General features: G+C 61.2%; 16 protein-coding genes. 10 read left to right on the top strand and 6 right to left on the bottom strand.

All coding sequences use genetic code 11. The features are described from left to right. Positions 1 to 233: 233 nt before the first annotated feature. Positions 234 to 3,119, top strand: a complete 2,886-nt coding sequence (locus KIH77_RS06285) for a 5'-nucleotidase C-terminal domain-containing protein (protein ID WP_236024518.1) — start codon at positions 234 to 236, stop codon at positions 3,117 to 3,119. A gap of 193 nt (positions 3,120 to 3,312) precedes the next feature. Here the strand turns inward: KIH77_RS06285 and KIH77_RS06280 are convergent, their stop codons facing one another. The 4 genes from KIH77_RS06280 to KIH77_RS06265 all read right to left on the bottom strand — a co-directional run bounded on the left by KIH77_RS06280 (position 3,313) and on the right by KIH77_RS06265 (position 7,456). Next, entirely contained in the window at positions 3,313 to 4,194 is an 882-nt protein-coding gene (locus KIH77_RS06280; protein ID WP_219100240.1) for a D-hexose-6-phosphate mutarotase, read from the bottom strand. A 626-nt stretch (positions 4,195 to 4,820) separates the two neighbouring features. Continuing rightward, entirely contained in the window at positions 4,821 to 5,696 is an 876-nt protein-coding gene (locus tag KIH77_RS06275) for an AraC family transcriptional regulator (RefSeq protein ID WP_163200530.1), read from the bottom strand. A gap of 39 nt (positions 5,697 to 5,735) precedes the next feature. Next, complete coding sequence (locus KIH77_RS06270) at positions 5,736 to 6,431, bottom strand: N-acetylmannosamine-6-phosphate 2-epimerase (RefSeq protein ID WP_163200531.1); 696 nt, start codon at positions 6,429 to 6,431, stop codon at positions 5,736 to 5,738. Further along, positions 6,428 to 7,456 carry an ROK family protein gene (locus KIH77_RS06265; protein WP_236024517.1) on the bottom strand — a complete coding sequence of 343 codons (1,029 nt, stop codon included), beginning with the start codon at positions 7,454 to 7,456 and terminating at the stop codon, positions 6,428 to 6,430. Before KIH77_RS06265 ends, KIH77_RS06270 begins: the two co-directional genes overlap by 4 nt. Positions 7,457 to 7,645: 189 nt before the next feature. Here KIH77_RS06265 and KIH77_RS06260 point away from each other — a divergent pair, with 189 nt between their 5' ends. From KIH77_RS06260 to KIH77_RS06230, 7 genes are all read left to right on the top strand, one after another. After that, the gene (locus KIH77_RS06260; RefSeq protein WP_163200533.1) at positions 7,646 to 9,127 is read left to right on the top strand and encodes a sugar porter family MFS transporter; all 1,482 of its coding nucleotides are present in this window, start codon (positions 7,646 to 7,648) and stop codon (positions 9,125 to 9,127) included. A gap of 10 nt (positions 9,128 to 9,137) precedes the next feature. After that, positions 9,138 to 10,280, top strand: a complete 1,143-nt coding sequence (locus tag KIH77_RS06255) for an alpha/beta hydrolase (protein WP_163200534.1) — start codon at positions 9,138 to 9,140, stop codon at positions 10,278 to 10,280. A gap of 84 nt (positions 10,281 to 10,364) precedes the next feature. Next, the gene (gene nagB / locus KIH77_RS06250) at positions 10,365 to 11,153 is read left to right on the top strand and encodes a glucosamine-6-phosphate deaminase (RefSeq protein WP_100511667.1); all 789 of its coding nucleotides are present in this window, start codon (positions 10,365 to 10,367) and stop codon (positions 11,151 to 11,153) included. A 144-nt stretch (positions 11,154 to 11,297) separates the two neighbouring features. Then, positions 11,298 to 12,545, top strand: coding sequence for an N-acetylglucosamine-6-phosphate deacetylase (locus tag KIH77_RS06245; protein WP_372445370.1), 1,248 nt, complete (start codon positions 11,298 to 11,300; stop codon positions 12,543 to 12,545). Positions 12,546 to 12,842: 297 nt separating this feature from the next. Beyond that, complete coding sequence (locus KIH77_RS06240) at positions 12,843 to 15,599, top strand: YhgE/Pip domain-containing protein (RefSeq protein WP_219100238.1); 2,757 nt, start codon at positions 12,843 to 12,845, stop codon at positions 15,597 to 15,599. After that, positions 15,599 to 17,845, top strand: coding sequence for a YhgE/Pip domain-containing protein (locus KIH77_RS06235; protein WP_219100237.1), 2,247 nt, complete (start codon positions 15,599 to 15,601; stop codon positions 17,843 to 17,845). Before KIH77_RS06240 ends, KIH77_RS06235 begins: the two co-directional genes overlap by 1 nt. A 122-nt stretch (positions 17,846 to 17,967) precedes the next feature. Beyond that, positions 17,968 to 18,717 carry an alpha/beta hydrolase gene (locus KIH77_RS06230; protein ID WP_163200539.1) on the top strand — a complete coding sequence of 250 codons (750 nt, stop codon included), beginning with the start codon at positions 17,968 to 17,970 and terminating at the stop codon, positions 18,715 to 18,717. 2 nt (positions 18,718 to 18,719) lie between these two features. On the opposite strand, the gene KIH77_RS06225 is transcribed toward KIH77_RS06230, so the two are convergent. Continuing rightward, a complete protein-coding gene (locus KIH77_RS06225; RefSeq protein ID WP_219100236.1) occupies positions 18,720 to 20,027 on the bottom strand; it encodes an alpha/beta fold hydrolase in 1,308 nt (435 codons plus the stop codon). A 294-nt stretch (positions 20,028 to 20,321) separates the two neighbouring features. Continuing rightward, on the bottom strand, positions 20,322 to 21,059 hold the full coding sequence (locus tag KIH77_RS06220) for a TetR/AcrR family transcriptional regulator (protein ID WP_163200598.1): 738 nt from the start codon (positions 21,057 to 21,059) through the stop codon (positions 20,322 to 20,324). A 168-nt stretch (positions 21,060 to 21,227) separates the two neighbouring features. Between KIH77_RS06220 and KIH77_RS06215 the strand changes: the two genes are divergently transcribed. Both KIH77_RS06215 and ftsY read left to right on the top strand, forming a co-directional pair. After that, the gene (locus KIH77_RS06215) at positions 21,228 to 21,608 is read left to right on the top strand and encodes a hypothetical protein (RefSeq protein WP_219100235.1); all 381 of its coding nucleotides are present in this window, start codon (positions 21,228 to 21,230) and stop codon (positions 21,606 to 21,608) included. A 574-nt stretch (positions 21,609 to 22,182) separates the two neighbouring features. Continuing rightward, positions 22,183 to 23,475, top strand: coding sequence for a signal recognition particle-docking protein FtsY (gene ftsY, locus KIH77_RS06210; protein WP_219100234.1), 1,293 nt, complete (start codon positions 22,183 to 22,185; stop codon positions 23,473 to 23,475). Positions 23,476 to 24,101: the final 626 nt, after the last annotated feature.

The following is a 24,101-nucleotide window of genomic DNA, read 5'->3' as shown; positions in this document are numbered from 1 at the left end:
TGCGCTAAACGCAACAACGTATGCCGTCGCCGACAAGCGGCGGCATACGTGATGGAAGCCGACTGCGACTACGTAGTCGGCTTCTGTTGTTCATATGGTGTTGCCCCGTCCGTTGCCTTCCCGCCGTATCGCGTTGTCGTAGCGGTCCTAGCGTGAATCATGTCTATGTGTACGTTCGCGTGGGTTATTCGATTCATGGCGGGACTACAGACAGGGGAAGAACAATGAGGATTATGAAACGTTTGCAGGGAGGGCTGCTGGCGACCGCGATGCTGTTCGCCGCAGTGGTCGTCCCCGCGCAGGCCGCGTCGGCCGCCGAGGCCAAGCCGGCCGCGGACGGCGACACCGCCACCATCAATCTGCTGAACGTCAACGATTTCCACGGCCGCATCGACACCGGCCTGACCGTGCCGTTCGCATCGACCGTGCAGCAGCTCAAGGCCGAATACCCGGATTCGTCGCTGTTCCTCGGCGCCGGCGACCTCATCGGCGCCTCGCTGTTCAACTCGTCGGTCCAGAAGGACCAGCCGACCATCAACGTGCTCAACGCCCTGGGCCTCAAGGCCTCGTCGGTCGGCAACCATGAATTCGACCAGGGTTACGACGACCTCGCCAACCGCGTGATCGGCGCCGACGGCGCACGCAACGCCAAGTGGGACTACCTCGGCGCCAACGTGTACAAGAAGGGCACCACGACCCCGGCACTCAAGGAATACAGCATCCAGGACGTCGACGGTGTGAAGGTCGGCGTGATCGGCGCCGTGACGCAGGAGACCCCGACGCTCGTCTCTCCCGGCGGCGTGAAGGACCTTGACTTCGGCGACCCGGTCGAGGCCGTGAACCGCGTGGCCGAGCAGCTCACCGACGGCGACGAATCCAACGGCGAGGCCGACGTGCTCGTGGCCGAATACCACGAAGGAGCCCCCGAGTCCGAGAACGTCGAGACCGGCAAGCCCACGATCGACGAGCAGAAGACCGCAAGCCCCGTGTTCAAGCACATCGTCGGCGACACCGACCCGTCCGTCGACGCCATCTTCAACGGCCACACGCACATGGCCTACTCCTACACCGACACCGCGCACAACAACCGTCCGGTCATCCAGACCGGCAACTACGCCGCGAACGTCGGCCAGGTCGTGCTCGACTACCACAAGCAGAGCGGTGCCGTGAGCTACGAGAAGTTCGGCAACGTGGCCGCCCCGAGCGTGCCGAGCGGCACGAGCAAGGCCGACTTCGACCAGCAGCTCGCCGACGCCGACAAGACCGGCGTGACCGCCAAGGTCAAGGGCATCGTGGATGCCGCCGTGGCCAAGGGCACCGAGGAAGGCAACAAGAAGGTCGGCTCCGTGGACGCCGACATCACCACCGCCTTCGCCGACGGCAAGCGTGACGACCGCGGCTCCGAGTCCACGCTCGGCAATCTCGTGGCCGACTCCCTGCTCGACTCGCTCTCCTCCGCCGACCGCGGCGGCGCCCAGATCGGCGTCGTCAACCCCGGCGGACTGCGCGCCGAACTGTGCAAGACCGGCGACAACGCCTCCTGCGCGCTCGCCGCCGACGGGTCCGTGACCTACGCCCAGGCCAACGCCGTACTGCCGTTCCTCAACAACCTGTGGACCACCACGCTTACCGGCGCCCAGTTCAAGGAGGCCCTCGAGCAGCAGTGGCAGACCACGACCGACGGCACCACGCCCTCGCGCCCGTACCTGCAGCTCGGCCTCTCCCACAACGTCTCCTACACCTACGATCCGAACGCCAAACAGGGTGAGCACATCACGTCCGTGACCATCAACGGCAAGCCGCTCGACCCGAAGGCCGAATACCGCATCGGCTCGTTCTCGTTCCTCCTGCAGGGCGGCGACAACTTCCGCGCCTTCGCCCAGGGCACGAACACCAAGGACACGGGCCTCGTCGACCGTGACGCCTGGATCGACTACATCTCCAAGAACTCGCCGCTCAAGCCCCGCTACGACCGCCGCGCCGTGGCCGTCACCGGACTGCCGACCGACGGCAAGGTGAAGGCCGGCGAATCCTTCACGCTGAACTTCTCCAAGCTCACGCTCACCTCGCTGGGCGTGCCCGCCGAGACCAAGCTCACCGCGAAGATCGGCGACGCCGAGGTCGGTTCCGCCGACGTCAAGGACGGCGACACCGCAGCCCTGACCGTGACCGTGCCCGCCGACGCCCAGGCCGGCGCCGCCACCCTCATCGTCACCGGTGCCACCGACGGAACCACCGTGACCCTGCCGCTCACCGTGGCCGCAGCCGACCAGCCGCAGCCGACCGAGCCGGCCATCGCGCTCGCAGACAAGGACGGCAACGCCCTGAAGTCCCTCACCCTGAAGCCGAACGACGAGAAGGTCGTGCGCGCCTACGTCAAGGGCGAGAACGTCGAAGGCGCGCCGGTCTACTGGAAGTCCTCCGACCCCAGCGTCGTGAGCTTCAAGCCGAAGGCCGGCGACCGGTCCGCGCAGAACGGCAAGAGCCGTGCCGCCTCCGTCGGCTACGACGAGCAGACCCTGCTCGCCCACAAGGACGGCAACGTGGTCATCGCCGTTACCGCCGCCGTCAACGGCAAGGAGCTGAAGGCCGAACTGCCGGTCGCCGTCCGTGACGGCAAGGTGGTCAAGCCCGCGCTCTACTTCACCGACACCAACGGCAAGAAGATCACGTCGCTCAAGCTCAAGAAGGGCGCGTCCCAGAAGCTGTGGGCCGTGGCCGAAGGCAAGAGCGTCGAAGGCAAGCCGGTGTACTGGAAGTCCTCCGACCCGCAGACCGTGAGCTTCGCCCCGAAGTCCGCGCAGAACAAGCCGAAGAGCGCCGCCGCCAACGCCGTGGCGTTCAACGAGCAGACCCTGCTCGCCCACAAGGACGGCAAGGCCACCATCACCATCACCGCCACCATCGACGGCAAGGCCCTCAAGGCCGAACTGCCGGTGACGGTCGGCGAGACCGCGGCCGCTCCGGTTTCGAGCCCGGCTTCGGCCTCCGCCGCGCAGTCCGGCAACAACGGACTGGCCAGGACCGGCTCCGACCCGACGATGCTGATCGTCGTCGCGCTGATCGTCCTCGGCGTGGCCGGCGGTGCCATCCACATCTCCCGCCTGCGGAGGTACTGATATCCGATGCCCCGGCGTCCATCGCCGAGGCTGGACAGGAAAACCAACAAGCCGGGCCGGTGCCGCCATCCTGTGCGGCACCGGCCCAGCTATGTCATATGGTCTTTACGGCATTCCATACGGGACGGTGATCGGGCATCATCTCCTATGGTGCGCCGTTCCTATTCCACGGTCACTTCCGCCTACTCCGTCGTCACTCCACGCGCAGCGTCTGCGACAGCGTATGGGATTCGCCCGGCGCGAGTGTGACTGGCGTGCCGTGGTTGTTGGCCGCCTCCACGCAGACGAATCCGGGCCATTCGTCGTTCGCGATGTCGCCGATGCCGGCGGCTCCCTGCTCGCCCGGGTTCCACACCACGGTGTTGTGCGAACCGCTCTTCTCCACCACGATCGTGCGGCCGAGCGTCTCGTCATGCACACGCACGACGGCGTTCTCTCCGTCGCTGGCGGCCTGATAGATGCTGTCGGTCATCGTGCCGTCGAACGTGATGGGCTCGTCCGGCTGCACGCGTGTCGGATGCCCTTCGATCGTCGTATCGAAATACGTCGCGCCTTCCAGGCCCGTGACGCTGATGCGGCGCACATCGCCCACATGCAGGTACGTGTGCAGCGCCTCGTCATAGGAGAACGGATGCTCGCCGTCGTTGGTCACGGTGAACGATGCCTGGAACTCCTTGCCGCAACGGACCTCGTACGTCGCGTGGAACGAGGCCTTTTCGCCGCCGCCCATCGTGCGCAGCAGGTCGTCGGGAACGTCGTCCGACGTCAACGTGTATCGTGCGACGGCGTTCGACGACGACGCCTCGTCGAAATGCCAGAACGAGATGCGGGCGAACCCGTGCTTGGGCTGCTTGTCGGCCACATGGCCGTTCTCGAAGCCGGAATTGAACCACGGGAACACAAGCGGGATGCCGCCGCGGATGGCGACCCCGTTCGACAGCGTGATGGCACGGGGGTGCCAGAGGACCTTCGGCTGGCCGTTGGGAGTCCAGTCGAGCACGTGGGCGCCGTAGTCGGTGATGGTTGCGGATGCGTCGTCATTGACGAAATCGCGAGTGATAAAGCAATCGTTCATGAAGCCAGTATAGCTTCGGCGGGGTGAGAAGCGGTGCCGGCGGTGGCCGGCGGTGGTCGGCCAGGGCGGCTGGGCGGCAAGTCAGCAGGGCAACAGGGTGGGTTATGGCGTGTCAAGGCGTGTCAAGGCGCATCAAGGCGCGGTGGACGACGCTGCGTTTGAGTTCGATTCCGTTGAGGCCCATCGGAATTCGTGGGAAGCATGCCGGCTTTGATGGATCGTGTTGCGATTTCTTGAATATGCAATGTAGTCCATCGAAACCTGCGTGATTCTGATGGATTGGACTGCGATTCGTCGATATTGCGGTGCAGTCCATCGGCAATCGGATGATTGCAATCGGGAATCATTGAAATTGCAACGTTTCTGATTTTCCGGTTCATGATTCGTGATGGACTGCGTTGTATTTCGCGCGAAATGCGTCATAGTCCATCAAAATTCCCTTGATTTCGATGGACTACGTTGCATATAGGCCGAAAATCGTCGCAATCCATCGGTATGTCTGGGCGCTGATGGCCGATGAATTGGCTGTGTTTTCAATTAATTAAGAGCTCATGCCATATCAGCGTTATAACGTTTGCGAGAACTGATGGCTCGTTACTCCTTTGATTCGCATTGATCGTTTCTTCTCACTTTTCGATTGAACGGGCACGGTATTCGCTGGGCGTACATGCAAATTCGCGATCGAACGCGCCTCGCATGGTCTGAGAACTTGGAAATCCGGATTCACGCACTATTTGATTAATTGGCATGTCCGTATTGGTGAGCAGATCGCAGGCTACCAGTAAGCGCACTCGCGTTACGTAATCTTTGAACGTTACTCCGGAGTATCTGCGGAATATTCTTGAGAAATGCTCTCTTGAATATCCGAATTTTTGAGATACCTGTGCGGTGGATAATGATTCACGATAATGACGCTGCACGTAGTGGCGTATTCGTTTAATGACTCGCCCATCCTGAAGTATGGTTTCGTCTTCGATGTTTTCCTGGGTTGATGCATTCAATGGCTTGGCATAGTTGAAGATGCTGGTAAGCATGGAGTAAAACCATGAATTTGCTTCGAGGAATCGTGTCTGTTTGCCGCTGGCCAACGCCACGAATATTTGTTCGCAGTATTCCATCAGCCGCTTATGGTTGTCCTCTCCAATGTGTTCATAATCCAGCTGTTGCTGGATTTGAGAAATATACGGGTATGACGGAAGCAGCTCGGTGGGGGAGATTGTTACGGAAAGTGCCTGTGGTATAGCAGATGGCTGCTGGGGATCCTGGATAAGTTCGATGCTATGCAGGCAGCGTGGGGGAACCAGCACTACATCGCCGGAATGATGCATTGAGCGTCGGGTGCCTTTCACCACTGTGGCCCGACACCGCCGAACGTACACTACTTCAAATCCTTCATGCCAGTGAAGTCGTGCCTTGTCGAACCCCTGATGCGCGATGACCAAGGCAGGGAATTGCGGCGATGCTGTCAATAGCTCCTGATTAGTACCCTCAACGTATTGCATATCGCTCCCTGCCTAGGCCACTGGTTTATGTACGTGCCGTCAAGACCTTACTGCATCGGCGAACCATGAGGTTATCGTCATGGGGTGGGTGATGGCAGTGCCGACGACTGCTGCCCAGGCGCCCATGCCTATGACTTTTGCTGCATCGGCAGGGGTATGTATTCTCCCCTCGCATATCACCGGTATATGGGGGTGCCGCTCCAGCATTTGAGCAAGCAGTTCATAATCCGGTCCTTCTGTCTTGACGCGTGAGCCCGTATATCCCGCCAGTGTGGTGGAGATGATATCGACCCCAGCGTCCACGGCAGCATCAGCGTCTTCAATACAGCCGCAGTCTGCCATCAATATTGCGCCTTCGCTCTTGAGCTGCTGCACGGTTTGTTGCAGTGTCAGGCCGTCCGGGCGTGGGCGATTCGTGGCATCAAGCGCCACGATATCGGCTCCAGCCATGATGCAAGCCCTGGCATGACGCAGTGTCGGTGTTATGTATACGCCGTCATCGCCCTCTTTCCAGATACCAATGACTGGTACCTTCACTTGACCCTTAATGGCGCTGATGTCGGCCAGCCCTTGGCATCGAATCGCGGCGGCGCCGCCGATTTCCGCTGATCGGGCAATCTGGGCCATGGTTTCGGGATGCCGCATCGGCTCACCTGGATACGCTTGACAGCTGACTATCAGTTTCCCATGAAGCGAATCAATGAGACGTTTGGAATAGGTGTCGCTGATGTTCATATTTCCGCTCCTTGCTTGATATTCGAGATTTTGTCGCACAAAGCTTCTGCAGCTCCGATTAGGGGGGCTTGCCCACCGAGTGTCCCCGCCAAGACAGGTGTTTTGGAAAGAAGACCCAGAGCTTGCCGTTGGATGCCATATTCCACGTACTTCATCCAACGTTCCCCGGATTGAACCACGGAACCGGAAAGAATTACGGCGTCGGGGTCAAAAACATTGATGAGTCCGCCAAGGACATCGCCAAGACTTGTGCCGGCTGTAGCGATGCTGCGCGCAGCTTCTGCATTACCATGGGTGGCCAGTTCGGCGACAGTACGTCCGTTGATATCGGATGGGAACGTGCCTTGTCCACGCTGTTGCATGATGCGTCGATAATTATCGGCGATACCTGTGCCGGAAGCGATTGATTCCACATGACCTTCATGTCCGCACGAGCAGGGTATCCCGCTGGCATCGGGATGTGGAAGATGACCAATATGGCCACAGGCGCCATGAACGCCTCGTATCAATTTCCCGTCGACGATTATCGCTCCTCCGATGCCTGTACCGATGGCGGCGACCAGCATCGATTGGTATTGCCGCCCGCATCCCCAGCGTGCCTCGCCTAGAGCATGCGCTTGTACGTCTCCGATAACAGCTACGGGCAAATCAAACGCTGTGGATAATTCGGCTTGCAGCCGGATGCCGGCCCATCCGGGGATTAGCGATGTAGCCGACAGTACCGATCCGTTGCCATCAATGACTCCTGCACTTGCTACGCCGATTCCCAGTAGCGGAAAGGGAATTTCGCCGGCGTCTAGACATTGCCGGATGGCTTGTGCAACTCGTTGCAATACGAAGGCGCCGCCAAGATGCGCTTCCGTCGGCAGAACACACCGTCGAATAAGTGTCGGTGCATTCTGTATCTTTGCTTGTTCATCAAGATTGGTTTGCATAAGACCGGCGGCGATTTTGGTTCCACCGATGTCCACGGACATTACCGTATGCTGATGGCTTATGCCTGCAAAACTCATGAGCACCTCCATTGGCGCGATTATGCGATATCGGCGGCTGCGCTATGTCAGTTCGCCTCCACTCTTATTGTTATCAGGCTTCCCTCAGGCGCGACAACAGAGCCTTGCGTCATAAGTCACAAAATCATTCATTTGCGTCACGCCCATAGCCCTGTCGCCGATGACCGGAGAATGCCCGCTCAATACGATTGGGGCTTACTGATGAACGACGAGGTTCATCATCAGGCAAAGGAGAATACCATGAGTCAACAGGCTCAGCCTCAAATCGATGGAAAGCTTAAAGGCAAGCTAATTGCTGTCTGCACGATCGGAGCCGTGGGAGGCTTCCTGTTCGGATACGATACTTCAGTCATCAACGGTGCCGTGACCGCAATCGCCAGTCCGGATTCCGGTTTTGCACTCAGCAGTACCATGAGCGGATTCTCGGTTTCCAGCGCATTGCTGGGATGTGTGTTCGGTGCCTGGTTCGCCGGCGTGGTCGCCGATCGCATGGGACGAATTCGCGTATTGGAACTTGCCGCCATATTGTTTGTGGCAGCTTCTTTGGTGACAGGCTTGACGACGAACTTTACCATGTTCATCATCTTCCGCATTGTCGGAGGTCTTGGCGTTGGTTTCACTTCGGCAATCGGTCCCGCCTATATATCGGAGATTTCCCCTGCGGCAAGGCGCGGTTTCTTCACCAGCTTCCAGCAGATGGCCATTGCTCTGGGCATTATTGCGTCGCTGGTCGTCAATGATATCTATGTCGTGGCATCCGGCGGCGCTGAAATGCCATTCTGGATGGGAATAGATGCATGGCGTTGGATGCTGGTGACCACGGCTCTGCCTGGCGTCATCATGTTCTTCCTGTGCTTCGCTTTGCCGGAGACTCCCCGTTATCTGGTCATGAAGGGTGAAATTGCCAAGGCTAGGGAGATTTTGGTCGATGTCATCGGAGACGAGAACGCCGATGTGACCATTTCCAAGATTCAGAAGTCGTTCCAGAGCGAAGAGAACGAAAAGAAGGTTTCCTTCAAGGAACTGCGTGGCAAGACGTTCGGTCTCAAAGGCGTGGTCTGGATTTCCATCATCTTCGTCCTGCTGGCTCAGGCCAATGGCCAGAACATCATCATGCTGTACGACTCCAGCTTGTGGAATATGCTGGGATTCAGTGAGCAGGCCTCACTGACCATCGCTGTTGTGCGTGCGACCCTCGCCGCCGTTGCCACAGTGGTAGGCATGGTGCTTATCGATCGGGTCGGTCGTCGCAACCTTATGAAATACGGCACATTGCTGATGACGGTGTTCCTTGGCATTACGGCTATCGGCTTCGGCCAGGGACAGCTTAATGCCGATGGCACGTTGAGCCTGTCGATTACGTGGACGTGGATTTCCATTATCTGCACCTACGCGTTCTTCCTGGTCTGCTGCGCCACCACGAACGTCGCCGTCTGGGTCATCATCAGCGAGATTTTCCCGAATCGTATTCGTGCCAAGGGCGAAGCCGTCGCTACTGCGGCGAACTGGATGTTCAACTTCCTTATCACCACAATCTATCCACCCATGCGCGACGGCATCGGTCTTGGATGGACATATGGTTTCTACACGTTGATGGCGCTGCTGGGCTTCTTCTTCGTCGTCAAGTTCCTGCCGGAAACCAACGGTGTAGAGCTTGAGGATATGAAGGCCGAGCTGAAGTGAGGTCGAAACGATGAATTATCGCGATGATGAGACAACGACGTTCTCTGTCAATGGGATCCCCTTTACGTTGGAAGACATCCATGCCACGAACGGAACTCGTGTTCTGACTTCACTGCAGGAGCGGCTGGCTCGGACATGGACCTATCTCGACGAAGATCTCCCCGACACCGCCGACATCCCGGATGATGACGACGAATATCGTGTTTTCGTTGAGTATGTGCGGCAGCATCGAGCAAGCTACGCGTTCAGTGATGTACGTCGGCTGGATTTCCGCAGCGCGTTACCTGATACCGTGATGAAATTCACGGATATCGACTATATGGTCGATGGAGAACGCGCTCATAAGCTGGACATTTTCCTTCCGAAAGACGCTTATTTGCGCGGCGATGGTGACATTCCAGTCATTTTCAATATTCACGGTGGTGCATTCTTCTATTCGTTCAAGGAAATTCAGAATGTATACGCGGCTCAGCTCGCCAGCCGAGGCTTCGCCGTAGTGTGCCCCAATTACACGCTGGCTCCTGGCGGTGATTTCCTTGACATGTTGGCTGACGTGTCATCGGCCTTGCAGTGGTTGTTGGATAACGGCGGTGGCTGGCAGCTGTCGGCGGAACAGGTGTTCTTGGTCAGTGATTCCGCCGGTGCGTTACTGGGAACGTTCCTGCTGGCGTGCGAGACCAATGAAGAGCTTGCTGCTCTTCTGGGAATTGACGGGCATCATGTCCGGTTCCAGTCGGTTGGCTTCACATCCGGCATGCTGGTGTATGACCATCTGTTCGATTCGTCCTATCCGGATTCCGGTGAATTGTTCGAAAAGCTGCGACCGGTGTTCCGGACGCTGATATCGCGGTTGAAAGGAACCCCATATGAGCGTACGGAAGCGTTGATGCGGAAGATTGCATATCCGCCGGTATGGCTTTCCACCAGTACCGATGATTTTCTGGAAAACGACTCGTTGTATGCAACGATGCTGCTGCGTTCGATGAATTGCGATCATGAACTGCATGATTTGCGGGCCGTCAACGGCAAGCGTATCCCTCATGATTATCCCCTGATGACGTGGGACTCCGGCAGTGGAGAACTCAATGACGCAATGATGGCGTTCTTCCACGAGCATCTGTCACCGCGCACGTCGCTCACGGCGAGTGTGTAGATGACGCTGCCGCCGCAGTCGTGAAAGCCGATGGCTGCGACTGCGGCGGCGTTCTCAACACCACTCCAACAGAAAGAAGGAATCATGGCGGAAGTCATCATCGTGAAGAACGAGGACGAGGCCGGCGAGATCTATGCGCGATGCGTGGCCGATCTCATCAAGGCCAAGCCGGACTGCGTGCTCGGACTGGCCACGGGTTCCAGCCCGTTGGCCGGATACCGGCATCTGGCGCAGCTCATCAAGGACGAGGGCATCGACGTGTCGGGAGTGCGGGGCTTCGCGCTCGATGAATACGCCGGTCTTGACCCGAACCATCCCGAATCGTATCGCAGCGTCATCACCCGTACCGTGGTGGAGCCGCTCGGCCTCAATCCCGATCAGGTCCATGTGCCGAACGGCAACCTCGACACCATTCGGGAAGCGGGCCATGAATACGATGAGGCCATCGCCGCTGCAGGCGGCGTCGACCTGCAGATTCTCGGCATCGGCACCGACGGCCATATCGGCTTCAACGAGCCGGGTTCCTCGCTCGCCTCGGGCACCCGCATCAAGACGCTCACCGAGCAGACCCGCATCGATAACGCCCGGTTCTTCGACGGGGACATCGATCAGGTGCCCACGCATTGCATCACGCAGGGCATCGGCACCATCATGAAGGCACGTCATCTGGTGCTTATGGCGTTCGGCGACGGCAAGGCCGAAGCCGTGGCCGAGACCGTCGAAGGCGGCGTCTCCGCGCTCTGCCCCGCGTCGGCCCTGCAGCTGCACCCGCATGCCACGGTCATCGTGGACGAGGCCGCCGCCTCGCGCCTGCGCAACAAGGATTATTACCGCTGGGCCTACGCGCACAAGCCGGCCTGGCAGGGCATCTGAGTCGAATCCTCCGATTTGATGACGTCGATATACCGAATGCAAGGAGCGCGAGGTCGTATGGGAATGGATTGTGAAACACAATCGGAGCAAACACAATCGGAACGGATGCAGGCGGAACAGACACAGCCGGAATGTGAGGCGGGGCTGTCGCGTCGCCGTCGTGCAAACGCCATCGGCGAGGCGTTGAGTCGACCTCCGGAATCGTTCGTGATTCGCGACGCGCGTAAGATCGACGCGCGCGGCGTGCAGGACCATTGCTGGATTGCGGTGCGAGACGGCGTCATCGTCGCCATCGACACTGATGACGCCGCCCCCACTCCCGAATCCGACGGCATTCCCGCTGCCTTCTCGAGTCTGCCGGTCATCGACGCCGCCGGCCGCATCATGACCCCCGGCTACATCGACATCCATGCCCATGGTGCATGGGGCACGGCCTTCGACGACGGCCCTGACGCCATCGCGCTCGCCCGAGCCGGACACATGACCCATGGCACCACGCGACAGGTGCTCAGCCTCATCACCAACCCTATCGATACGATGTGCGCCAACCTCGAGACCGTCCGCCGACTCATGCCGAACAGGCCGGATATTCTCGGTGCGCATCTCGAAGGGCCGTTCCTCGCGCTCGCGCGCAAGGGCGCGCACGATCCCGATTGTCTGCGTGACCCCGTTCCCGAACTGGTCGACCGTCTGCTCTCCGCCGCCGACGGTTGTCTGCGGCAGATCACCATCGCCCCGGAACTCGACCATGGCATCGACGCCATACGGCGGTTCGCCGCCGCCGGCGTCGTTCCTGCAGTCGGTCATTGCAGCGCTGACTACGAGACCGCCGTCCGTGCGTTCAACGCCGGCGCGAGCATCATGACCCATATGTTCAACGCCATGAATGGCCTGCATCATCGTGAGCCCGGTCCGATTCCCGCCGCCGTCGAAGACCCGCGCGTCACCATCGAACTCATCAACGACGGATTCCACGTGCAGAATCCCATGGTCTCGCTGGCCTTCGGGTTCGCGCCGCATCGCACGGCGTTCGTCACCGACGCCATGGCCGCCACCGACTGCCCGGACGGACATTATCGGCTCGGTGCGCTCGACGTCAATGTGGTCGGCGGTCACGCGCGACTCGTATCGAACAACGCCATCGCCGGATCCACGCTGGTTTTGGAGCGTGCGGTCAGCCGCGCCGTACTTGAACTGGGCATCTCTCCGGTCGACGCGGTGGAGGCCGCCACATTGACTCCCGCCAAGGCGTTCGGATTCGACCGTCCCAACGATGTCACCGGCGCACCCGTCGGCCTGCTCGCCCCCGGCTTCGCGGCCGATGTGCTGCTGCTTGATCCCGCCACGTGGCAGGTGCAGTCCGTCTGGTGCGATGGACGACGTTGCGTTTGAGCGAAAATGCAACGCGGTCCATCAGAATCGTGGACATTTCGATGGATTACGCTGCATTTTCTCGAATATGCAACGCAGTCCATCGGCAATCGGATGATTGCAATCGAGAATCGTTGAAATTGCAACGTTTCTGATTCGGTGATCCATGATTCGTGATGGACTGCGTTGTATTTCGCGCGAAATGCGTCATAGTCCATCAAAATCCGTGCGATTCCGATGGCCGGCAGCGCATTCGGTCCGCGACGACCGGAGGATTGCCTATACTGTGCGGAGGAATACGTGGCGGAGGCGGATGACATGCGGATGATTTTGCGGATTTTTCGGCGCGATCTTCTTCGTCTGCTGAGAAATCCGGTCGCCGTGGTCATCACGCTCGGCGTCGCGCTCATCCCCTCGCTGTACGCGTGGTTCAACATCATCGCGAACTGGGATCCATACTCGAACACCGGCAACATCCAGGTGGCCGTGGCAAACAATGATGCAGGCGCCAGCAGCGATTTCGCCGGCAGTCTCAACGCCGGCGAGCAGGTCGTCGAACAGCTGAAAGACAATCATCAGCTCGGATGGCGGTTCGTCGGCGAAAACGAGGCGCGGGACGGCGTCGCGTCAGGAAAATACTATGCGGCGATCGTCATCCCGCAGGATTTCAGCAAGGACCTGCTGGGCACGGTCGACGTGAAGGGCGCCTCCTCGAACTCCACGTCGACAAAATCCACGTCGGCAACGTCAACCACGGCAACGCAATCCGCCCGCCCGACCATCACCTACTACGTCAACGAGAAGAAGAACGCCACCGCGCCGAAGATCACCGACACGGGAGCGAACACCATCGACCGGCAGATCAACCAGACGTTCATCTCCACCGTCACATCGGCGGTCGTCTCCATGATTCGTCAGGCCGGAGGCGACCTGCAGTCCAAGGTCGACAAGGGCACGGCCGACATCGACAGGCAGCTCGGCCAGGGCATCGACGACGTCGCCGCCGCGCAGGACGCCATGGACTCCCTGACCGGCACGCTCGGCAGGACCGGCGACGCCCTCGACTCGGCCAACACGTCGCTGGCATCCCTGAAGCGGCAGATCTCCACCGCGAACACCGCGTTGAAGAACGCGAACGATGCGCTCGGCGAAACCCGCAAGCAGTCGCTGCAGTTCTCGAACACGCTCGACGCCGCCATGCTCAAGGGCACCGGCGACCTCGGCGGCATCCAGGTCTCCGCGAACACGGCTGCCGGCGGCCTCGTCAACGGCTTCACCGCCACGCAGAACGACATCGACAAGGCCGTCGCCGGTCCGAATGCCGCCATCGCCGGCGGCAAGACCACGGTCGCTGCCATACGCAAGCAGATACAGGATTCCGCCATACTTACCGAAGCGCAGAAAACCAAGCTGCTTGACCAACTCGACGCCGTCGACGCCAAGCTCGACGACCAGCAGACGCTGCTTGACTCCATTTCGTCCGGCAGCGCCACGATCACCGGTTCCGGCATCGACGCCACGAAGGGGCTGGCCTCCGCGGTCGGCACCGCCGCCACCAACGGCATCAACGGGCTGAACACCGCCCGCAACGGATTGAACACCACGGTCACGCCGTCGCTGCTTGCCGGCATGGATTCGTTCTCCGCCATGACCGGCACGTTCTCCGGCACGCTCGCCGGCCTGAACTCCACCGTCGGTCAGACGCAGGCGCTGGTCAAACAGCTGCAATCCACGCTCGACGAAACCAAGAGCACGCTCGCCGACACCTCGAAATCGCTCGACTCCGTGACCGAGGGGCTCAACACCACGCGCACCGACGTCAACGCGCTCACCAGCTCCGCCACATGGCAGTCCATCGCCAAGCACTTCGACCTCGACGGCAACGAGATCGGCGATTTCATGGGGTCGCCGGTCAAACTCGTCACGCAGACGCTCTACCCGGTGGCCAACTACGGTTCGGCCGTCACGCCGTTCTACACGAACCTCGCGCTGTGGGTCGGCGGCTTCGTGCTCATCGCCATCTACAAGCTTGAGGTCGACAGAGAGGGGCTTGGCAAGTTCCACGCATCCCAGGCATATTTCGGCCGTTGGCTGCTGCTTGTCACCGTCGGCGTACTGCAGGCGCTCATCGTGACCGTCGGCGACCTCATCATCGGCATCCAATGCACGAATCCGGCCGCGTTCGTGTTCGCCGGCGTCGTCATCTCGTTCGTCTACATCAACATCATCTATGCGCTGGCCGTCTCGCTCAAACACATCGGCAAGGCCGTGGCGGTGATTCTCGTCATCGTGCAGATCCCGGGCTCGTCGGGCATGTATCCGATAGAGATGATGCCCGACTTCTTCCGGCGGCTCAATCCGTTCCTGCCGTTCACCTATGGCATCAACGCCATGCGCGAGACCATCGGCGGCGCCTACGGCGGCAACTACTGGCATGATCTCGGCTCGCTCGTGTGGTTCCTCGCCGCCGCGTTGCTCCTCGGCGTCGTCGGCCGCCCGTACATGCTCAACCTCAACGCGCTGTTCGACCGCCGCCTGTGGGCCACCGACCTCATGGTCGCCGAGAGGAACACCATGACCAACGACCGATTCCGCCTCGTCGCCGTCATCAAGCTGCTTATGGGCGTCACGGAGTATCGCGACCAGATTCGCCGCCGTGCCCACCAGTTCTTCAAGATCTATCCGTACCTCATCCGCGCCGGCCTGATCATGATCTGCGTGCTTCCGCTCGTGTTCCTCGTGCTCATGTTCAGCGTGGAGTCGAAGATCATGATGCTCGTGGCGTGGATCACGTCCATCATCCTCATCGACATCTACCTCATCGTGGTCGAATACATGTACGAGAGCTTCGCCCGCCAGATCGACATGAGCGTGATGGAGGGAGACGAGTTCCGCCGTACCGTCATCCGCCGCCTCAACCCGCATTCGCACGCATACGCGCGGCACGGCGCGGAGGGGGAGAGACGTGCCGGAAGCCGGGCCGTGGAAGGCCAGGTCGCCGCCGATGCCGACGGTGAGCTGACCGAACGAATGAAGCCGACCGACCAGGCCGCACGAAAGGACGATGACGACTGATGCGCAACATCTGGCATATCTTCCTGCGTGACGTGCGCAACGCCACGGGCAACGTCATCGGCATCATCGTGACGATGGGACTGGTCATCGTGCCGTCGCTGTACGCATGGTTCAACATCGCGGCCAGTTGGGACCCGTACGGCAATACGAAGGACCTCAAGGTGGCCGTCGCCAGCGACGACGCCGGATACAAATCCGACCTCATCCCCGTGAAGATCAACGTGGGGGAGACGGTCATATCGACACTGCGCGCCAACAGGCAGCTCGACTGGGTGTTCACCGACTCGTCGTCGGCCGTCGACGGCGTGCGTTCCGGCGACTACTACGCGGCGATCGTGATTCCGAAAAGCTTCAGCGCCGACATGATGACGCTGTTCTCGCCCGAGGTCAGGCATACGCAGCTCAAGTACTATCTCAACGAGAAGGCGAACGCCATCGCGCCGCATATCACCGACCAGGGCGCGACCACCATCGTCAGCCAGATCGACAGCACGTTCTCGAAGACCATCGGCGAGGTCGGCATCGACCTCATGTCGACGCTGCTCAGATATTCGAACAGCGACGAGATGAAGAACTATGTGAGCACGGCCACCGGCCACATCAACACGATGGGACGCCAGCTCAGCGGCGCATCGGCGCAGGTGGCGTCGTATTCGAAGCTGCTCAAGGCGTCGGAAGACATCATCGCCTCCACGAACAGTCTGATCGCATCGTCCGGCTCGTCGGTCGACGGCGCGAAGAAGGGCCTGAACCAGGCCGTGCAGGGCGTCGAATCACTGGACGATGCGCTCGGCGGCACGGCCGACGTGCTCAACACGTCGCTGAAGCAGAGTGCAGCCGGCTACGACGCCGTCGACAAACAACTCGACGCGTCGTTCGACGCCATCGGCAAGCATTCCGACGCCGCGCAGACGCAGTTGGAGGCGCTCGCCAAACGCGTCGACACGTCGGCCGGCGGATACGACGATCTGATCGCCGCGCTCGAGGACCTGCAGAAGAACGACGGTGTCGGCGCCGACGCGGCCGCCGGCAAGGCGCTGGCCGCCGTACTCGACGCCGCGAAGAACGCACGGCAGTCGCAGAAGGACCTCGCCGCGGGCCTGCGCAAGGCCAAGGCTTCGCTGGCGTCCGGCGTCGACGACGCGGCCGCGCAGCGCAAGACGCTCAAGCAGCAGGTGGCGTCGGCGAAGAAATCCATCACGACGGTGAAGGATTCATACGAGGCCGACCTGAAGCCGAAGCTCGACGCATTGGCGTCGTCGATCGGCGACCTCAACACGCAGACGCGCGCCGTGGCCGACGATCTCGCCACGACGGTCGACGGATTGCAGGGCGTATCCGGCGACGCCTCGACCTCCATCGCCTCCATTCGCACGCTGCTCGACCGTTCGTCGAAGCGCCTCGCCGCCGCGTCCGACCGTCTGCAGACCCTGAGCAACCAGCTCGTGGCGTTCTACAACAACGGCGACCCCGCGAAACTCGGCAGTCTGACCAACGTCGACGCCGACACTCTTGCCACGCTGCTGTCGTCGCCGGTGAAGCTCGACCGAGTGGCCGTCTACCACATCGCGAACTACGGTTCGGCGATGGCGCCGTTCTACACGATCCTGTCCATCTGGGTCGGGTCCATCATCCTCGTCGCCATGATGAAGGTGGCGATGTCGGACCGCGGCCGCGATGACATCCGGGCGATGATGGACGACCGCCTGGTCCGCTGCCGTGCGCATCACGGCCTGCCTCCGCTGCGGCTGCACGAGGAGTATTTCGGCCGATACCTGACGTTCGCGGTGATGGCGGCGTTGCAGAGCGCGCTGGTGGCGTGCGGAGACCTGTACTATCTGCGCGTGCAGGCCATCGATCCGATGAAGTACCTGCTGGTGTGCCTTGTTTCGGGCATCGTGTTCTCGAACATCACCTATACGTTGGCGCTGTCGTTCGGCGACATCGGCAAGGCCATCGCCGTGGTGCTGCTCGTCATGCAGGTGGCAGGCTCGGGCGGCACGTTCCCGATAGAGACGCTGCCGCCGTTCTTCCAGGCGCTGTATCCGTTCCTGCCGTTCCCCCACGGCATCGCCGCCATGCATGCGGCGATGGCCGGGTCGTACGGCACGGAATACTGGCGTGAGCTGGTCATGCTGGCGTTGTTCATCATCCCGTCGCTGCTGCTCGGCCTCGTGCTGCGCAAGCCGGTGATCCGGCTGAACGATTGGATCATCCGCAACCTTGAAAGCACCAAGCTGATGTAGGACGTACGTCACGCAGGCCGTGCGGCCCATGCGGCGCGCCTCGGTCCATGCGCCGCCGCAACTGTGACCAACGGCACATATTGTGGAATGTCGTCGCGATTGCCGGCACATATAGTGGTTGTATGACTAACGACGAGAAGACGAATCTGATTGGACGCGAGTCCGACGTAGTGCCCGGCCATTTCGGAGACCCGCTTACGGTGACGCACGCGCAATGGTCGCGCGGCGACGGCAAGGCCAACCCCGCCAAGCCGATGTTCCTCATCATGCACGGCTGGGGGTCGAACGAGCAGGAGATCGCCGACCTCATGGGCTACATTGCGCCCTACAACGACTACGTGTCGCTGCGCGCGCCCATGCCGATGCCGCCGCAGTTCGCCGAATACGCCCCCGAAGGCTACACCTGGCTGCATGATTCCGTGCCCACCGGCGAGGACCTCGACTACGACGCCTACGCCGCCGCGAAGGCCGTGAACGACTGGGTGGCGGAGAACGTTCCGGCCGACCGCGAAATCGTGCCGCTCGGATTCTCGCAGGGCGGGCTCGTGGCCGTGCACCTGCTGCGCACGAACCCCAGGCGATACCGCGCGGTCGTATGCCTTTCCGGCTTCATGGCGCCGGGCATCGTCGCCGGCACCGCGCCCTACGACAATGCGCTTGCGGCGCTTGAGATCCCGGTGTTCTTCGCGTTCGGCGACAAGGACCAGGTCGTGCCGCGCAACCAGCACAACGCGTTGAGCGCATGGCTGGAGGAGAACACGTACCTCAAGCTCAAGGAATATCCGAAGCTCGACCACGCCGTGAGCCTGAGCGAGTTCGACGACACCCGCCAGTGGCTGCTCGACAACAACATCACCAGCGGGATCATGTAGCCCTACTCCTCGGCCAGCGGGGTGTGCAGGAACTTGAGAATCCGGCCGACGTACTGCCGCATGATCTCGTTGCGTTCGGTCGTCATCTCGTGGCGCGAGCCCCTGAGATGCACCAGCTGCGCCGGGCATCCGCCGGCACGAACGAGCGAGACGAAGCGGTTCTGCGGCTGCGGCAGCACATACGAGTCGTTGTCGGCCTGGAACACCAGCAGCGGCGCCTCCACCTCGGCGCACGCCGACGGCCGCAGCACCGACCGGTACATGCGCAGTCCCTCGCGCACCCAGCCGAACGTGGCCGCATTCGTATGGTATTCGGGATGCTTCACGCGCAGGTCATGCACCCAGCGGGCACGCGGCAGGCTCAGACCGCGATAGAACTGCTCGTCGAAATCCTCGCTGAAATACTGCTGCGTGGGCGCGATATGCTTGCTCAACCCGACGGCGCACGCCAGTTCCACGATCCACGGCGAAAGCCACAGCGGCATGCCGGTCTTCGGGGCGATCATCGGCGCGGAGAGCACCGCCTTGTCGATGATCGTGGGGTAGCGTTCCAGCATCGCCGCCGCGATGCCGCCGCCCATCGAATGACCATACAGGTACAGCGGCGAGCCAAGCGCATAATCCTGGCCGATTGTCGAACAGAACTTCGCAAGATCGTCGACGTAGCGATGCCAGTCGTCGATCCATACGAGGCTTTCATCCTCGACGTCGCGCGGCGAATACCCGTGGCCACGGTGTTCGAGGATGCAGACGCTGAAGCCGTCGAGCAGCAGATACCATGCCAGTTCGGCGAACCTTTCGGCGAACTCGGTGAAGCCATGCGAGATCACGACGGCGCCGCGGAACGTGGCCGTGGCCCCGTGCTCGCGGACGGCGTCGAACTTGGCGGCGTCGTAGCAGACGTAATGCAGCTGGCCGGTATGGTCGACGGCCTTCGCCGCGGCACGGTCGGCGTTGCCGGCGCCGACGTTGGCGTCCTCGGCGAAGCGTGCGTTGGTCGGGCTGTCGTTGACGTTGACGTTACGGATGCGGATGGCGTCGGCCTTGGCGCTGGCGTCGGCCTTGATATCCTCCTTGGCGTTGTTGATGACCTCGGCCAGCTCCCCGTGCTCGCCGAAGATCGGGCTGCCGGGCGTGCCGCGCTTCGGTTGCCTCGGAGTCGGGGCCGTTCGCAGCGAATCCAACGGCGCGAGGTCGGCGTCATGCGAAGGCTCCATCCATCCCTCGCTGCGGCAGGCCGCCAACGCCGGCAGCACGGTCTCGGTCATCGTCCTGGCGTAATCGTGCTCGTCAATCAACTGCAACTCCATACGACCGAGCCTAGCGCAGGAGGCTGTCACGCGAAGGAATCCGTTCGTTGGGGTCTGATTGCCGGTGTTCGATGGAATCCGTTGCATTTTCGACGAAATGCGTTGCGGTCCATCAAAATCGACGTATCGGATTTTTTACAACGTTGCAATTTCAACGATTCTGGAATTAGAGAACGGAAATCGTGATGGACGACGACGTTTTTTCGACAAAATGCATCGTAATCCATGGAGAAAGGGCGGATTCTGATGGATTACGCTGCAATATGCCAAGAATTGCGACGCAATCCATCGCCGTCAATCCGTTGAGATGGATGTGGGCGTGATTTCGTCGTCGTCAGCACGTCGTCCATCGGATGCGGTGGACGTGACGTTGGAATCGACACTGGCGGAGGCGGAATCCGTCGCGTTGGCGGCCTTCCTGTCGATGTTGCTGCCGACGTAACGCAGGGTCGGCTTGGCCTCGATGCTGGAGAGGCCGTTCCACGCGAGGTTCACGATGTATGCGGCGAGCTGGTCCTTGCCGAGTTTGCGATGCGTGGCCCAATACTGGCCGGTGAACACCATCATGCCGACGAGCATCTGCGCATAGTACGGCACGCCCTTCGCTGGGATCTTATGACGTTTGAACGCGGTGACGAGCAGGTCCTCCACGCGGATGCTCACGTCGCCAAGCAGGGAATTGAACGAGCCGGACGGGTCGGTGGTCGGGCGGTCGCGCACCAGCACCTGGAATCCGTCGGTGTGCTCCTCTATATACGTGAGGAACGCCATGGCCGCGTTCTCCACGATCTGGCGTGAGCCCTGCGCAGGACGGGAGAGCGTCTCCATCACCGATTCGGTGAGCGTCTGCATCTCACGGTCGACGACGACGGCGTACAGGCCCTCCTTGCCGCCGAAATGCTCGTACACGATGGGTTTGCTCACCTTCGCCGTGGCGGCGATTTCCTCCACACTCACCGCCTCGAAGCCCTTCGCCGCGAAGAGCGACCGCCCTACGGCGATGAGTTGCTCGCGCCGCTGCCATGCCGTCATTCTCGAAGTGGTAGCCATACTTTCGTATTGTAGTGACGTGCGGCGCGGCGGTGATGATGCGGTGGCGGACCGGCCTTGATAACGGGGGCGCAACGGTGATGTAAACAAGCGGCGATGATTACGTGTAGTTTTTGGGTAATCTCCGGATGAAGTGCCACAATGTTTGGTATGTCGATGCTTCTGGTGATTCTTGCGTGGGTTTGCGTGCTTGCGGTGCTCATTGTGTTCATTCTGCGCCAGGCGCGTCGTGATTCCCACAGCAGTGATTTTCTGTACACCATGGAGAACGAGAACGTGAACGGCAATCGCAAGCCGCGTGTGGTGGGCACGCATATCGCGTTCACGCCGTCCGGCAAGCGCGGGGATTCCGCGGCCGGTGCCGGGGAAGATTCGACATCGGAGACGCCGGTGTATGTGAACGATTCCACCGTGCTGGAGGTGCGCACCCTGCGTGACGCCGGTGATGCGGACGATGCGAGCGACGCGGAGCAGCAGGACGGTGACGAGGCCGGGACGGCCGGGGCAAAGGACGCCAAGCCCGCCAAGTAAGGCGTAGTCTCGCGAGTCCCGTTCCGTCATCGTACGGATACGGGTGGTGCCTTCGTCGTTTCAGTCGGATGCGTTGGGTTTTTCCGCCGCGCTGGGTGGGGCCGGGGCCGTTGGGTTCTCTTTATGCCATTCTGGGAGGGGACCGTTAACTCTCTTCATGTCATTCTGAGCGAGGCGAAGCCGAGTCGAAGAATCTTCTGTTTGCGTCAAGATTCTTCGACTACGGCCGACGGCCTCCGCTCAGAATGACAAAGTATGGGTGGGGTGCCTCGCTCAGAATGACAATGAGGGTGGGTGCCTCGCTCGGGATAATGGGCAACGTTACGCCTTACGTGGGATGACGGTGGGGTGTGTCTCTCGGGATGATTACACGGCTCGCGTAGGGTGTAACGCATCCTTGTGGCAAAGCCTACGCGGGGAATCGCCATCCGTAGTTTTTTTTTCGTAACCGTGCGTTATGACCCATGGCTGAGGGGTTTGGGAAGCATGGGCCGGATGGGGTTGGGCGCATGAGCTGGGTTGCGTGCAGGCGAGTGTTGGGTGATTATCCCCTCCGACACATAGGGTTGGGGATATGGATAGCATGACGTTATTGATTATCGGCATTGTCGCCGTGGTGGTCATCGCCGCGATAATCGCCGTGGCCGTGAACAAGTCGCGCAAGAGTGGTGCCGTGGGCGCTCCGGAGCCGGAAGCGGCGGAATCCGCGCAGGCCGTCGAAGCCGAACCGGAAACCGCTGCAGTTGAACCGGAGTCCGCTGAAGCCAAGACCGAGACGGCCGGGCCGGAGGCCGCAGAGGCCGAAAACGAGGCGGCCGAGCCGGAAGCCGAAGAGCCCGCACAGCCGGCGCAGACGGAGAAGGCGCAGCCCGAACCCGCGAAGCCGGCGCAGCCCGAACCCGAACCCGCCCCCAAGGCCGAAGTCGTCAAGCCCGAGTCGGCCGCGTCGCGCCTCACCCGCCTCAAGTCCCGCCTTGCCAACAGCGCCAACCCGTTCGGCAAGGCCCTGTTCGCCATCCTCACCAAGGACAACCTCTCCGAAGCCGACTGGGAGGACGTCGAGGACACGCTGCTGCTCGCCGACGTCGGCGCCGACGCGAGCGAACAGCTCGTCGAGGAACTGCGCAAGGACGCCCGCATCAACGACGAGAAGACGCCCGAAGCCGTGCGCGGCCTCCTGCGCGACCGTCTGCTCGACCTCGTTGGCCGCGACACGGACCGTTCGCTCAACGCCAGCCGTCCCCGTCCGGCCGACGCCGGCCCGTCGGTCATCATGATGGTGGGCGTCAACGGCACCGGCAAGACCACCACCGCCGGCAAGCTCGCCCGCCTGTTCGTCGCCGAAGACAAGAAAGTCGTCATGGGCGCGGCCGACACGTTCCGCGCCGCAGCCGCCGACCAGCTCGAAACCTGGGGTCGTCGCGTGAACGTGCCGGTCATCCGCAGCGAGAAGGACGGCGCCGATCCCGCGTCCGTGGCGTTCGAAGCCGCCAAGGCCGCCAAGGAGCAGAACGCCGACGTGCTCATCATCGACACCGCCGGCCGGCTGCAGAACAAGGCGAACCTCATGGACGAGCTCGGCAAGATCCGCCGCGTCACCGAAAAGACCCTGCCCGTCGAGGAGGTGCTGCTCGTCCTCGACGCCACCACCGGCCAGAACGGCATGGCGCAGGCCAAGGTGTTCGCCGAAGCCATCGGCATCACCGGCATCGTGCTCACCAAGCTCGACGGCTCCGCCAAGGGCGGCATCGTCATCAGCGTGCAGAAGGAGCTCGGCGTGCCCGTCAAGCTCATCGGCCTCGGCGAAGGCCCCGACGACCTCGCGCCGTTCGATCCGGAAGGCTTCGTGGACGGCATTCTCGGATGAGAGGTTTTTGCTGCTGAGGCGACCCCCTCAGTCCGCTGCGCGGACAGCTCCCCCTGGCGGCAGGGGGAGCCGGGATGGAAAGCGGCATTCTCGGATGAGAGGTCGCCGCTCCTGAGGAGACCCCCTCAGTTCCCGGCTGTCATTCTGAGCGAGGCGGACCGCGATTGTCATTCTGAGCGAGGCGGAGCCGAGTCGAAGAATCCTGGTGCGGGTTTGGGATCCTTCGACTCCGGCCTGCGGCCTTCGCTCAGGATGACAAGAAGGTGCCCGCGGCCTTCGCTCAGGATGACAAGAGGGTGCCTGCGGCCTTCGCTCAGGATGACAAAAACAGTGCTGGTTGCCTTCGCTCAGGATGACAAAAACGGTGCCTATGGCCTTCGTCTGGGATGACTGCAATCAGGCATCGTTCGGATGATTTCGGTATATGGACATCCTTTGGATGTCATATTGTGAACCAATGTGAATTCGCGACCCCGTGCGCGGCGTCATCGCCGCGACGGGGTCGAACATTATCCTCCCTCGTACGAATTCCAACGTTTTCGGCCGAAAAAACTTCCTGAAAACGCAACGGAACGATGTAACGGTTCCGTTGTCGGTTAACACCTCCGTAACACGACGTAATTGCT

The organism is Bifidobacterium pluvialisilvae, from assembly GCF_019331695.1.
Classification (GTDB): Bacteria; Actinomycetota; Actinomycetes; order Actinomycetales; family Bifidobacteriaceae; genus Galliscardovia; species Galliscardovia pluvialisilvae.
Note: the sequence above shows the minus strand (reverse complement) of the source record. Positions and strands in the feature narration are given on the sequence as shown.

Coding starts and splice junctions, on each gene's coding strand:
- KIH77_RS06285 (WP_236024518.1), top strand. CDS start 234: ATGAAACGTTTGCAGGGAGGGCTGCTGGCGACCGCGATGCTGTTCGCC.
- KIH77_RS06280 (WP_219100240.1), bottom strand. CDS start 4,194: ATGAACGATTGCTTTATCACTCGCGATTTCGTCAATGACGACGCATCC.
- KIH77_RS06275 (WP_163200530.1), bottom strand. CDS start 5,696: ATGCAATACGTTGAGGGTACTAATCAGGAGCTATTGACAGCATCGCCG.
- KIH77_RS06270 (WP_163200531.1), bottom strand. CDS start 6,431: ATGAACATCAGCGACACCTATTCCAAACGTCTCATTGATTCGCTTCAT.
- KIH77_RS06265 (WP_236024517.1), bottom strand. CDS start 7,456: ATGGAGGTGCTCATGAGTTTTGCAGGCATAAGCCATCAGCATACGGTA.
- KIH77_RS06260 (WP_163200533.1), top strand. CDS start 7,646: ATGAACGACGAGGTTCATCATCAGGCAAAGGAGAATACCATGAGTCAA.
- KIH77_RS06255 (WP_163200534.1), top strand. CDS start 9,138: ATGAATTATCGCGATGATGAGACAACGACGTTCTCTGTCAATGGGATC.
- nagB (WP_100511667.1), top strand. CDS start 10,365: ATGGCGGAAGTCATCATCGTGAAGAACGAGGACGAGGCCGGCGAGATC.
- KIH77_RS06240 (WP_219100238.1), top strand. CDS start 12,843: ATGCGGATGATTTTGCGGATTTTTCGGCGCGATCTTCTTCGTCTGCTG.
- KIH77_RS06235 (WP_219100237.1), top strand. CDS start 15,599: ATGCGCAACATCTGGCATATCTTCCTGCGTGACGTGCGCAACGCCACG.
- KIH77_RS06230 (WP_163200539.1), top strand. CDS start 17,968: ATGACTAACGACGAGAAGACGAATCTGATTGGACGCGAGTCCGACGTA.
- KIH77_RS06225 (WP_219100236.1), bottom strand. CDS start 20,027: ATGGAGTTGCAGTTGATTGACGAGCACGATTACGCCAGGACGATGACC.
- KIH77_RS06220 (WP_163200598.1), bottom strand. CDS start 21,059: ATGACGGCATGGCAGCGGCGCGAGCAACTCATCGCCGTAGGGCGGTCG.
- KIH77_RS06215 (WP_219100235.1), top strand. CDS start 21,228: ATGTCGATGCTTCTGGTGATTCTTGCGTGGGTTTGCGTGCTTGCGGTG.
- ftsY (WP_219100234.1), top strand. CDS start 22,183: ATGGATAGCATGACGTTATTGATTATCGGCATTGTCGCCGTGGTGGTC.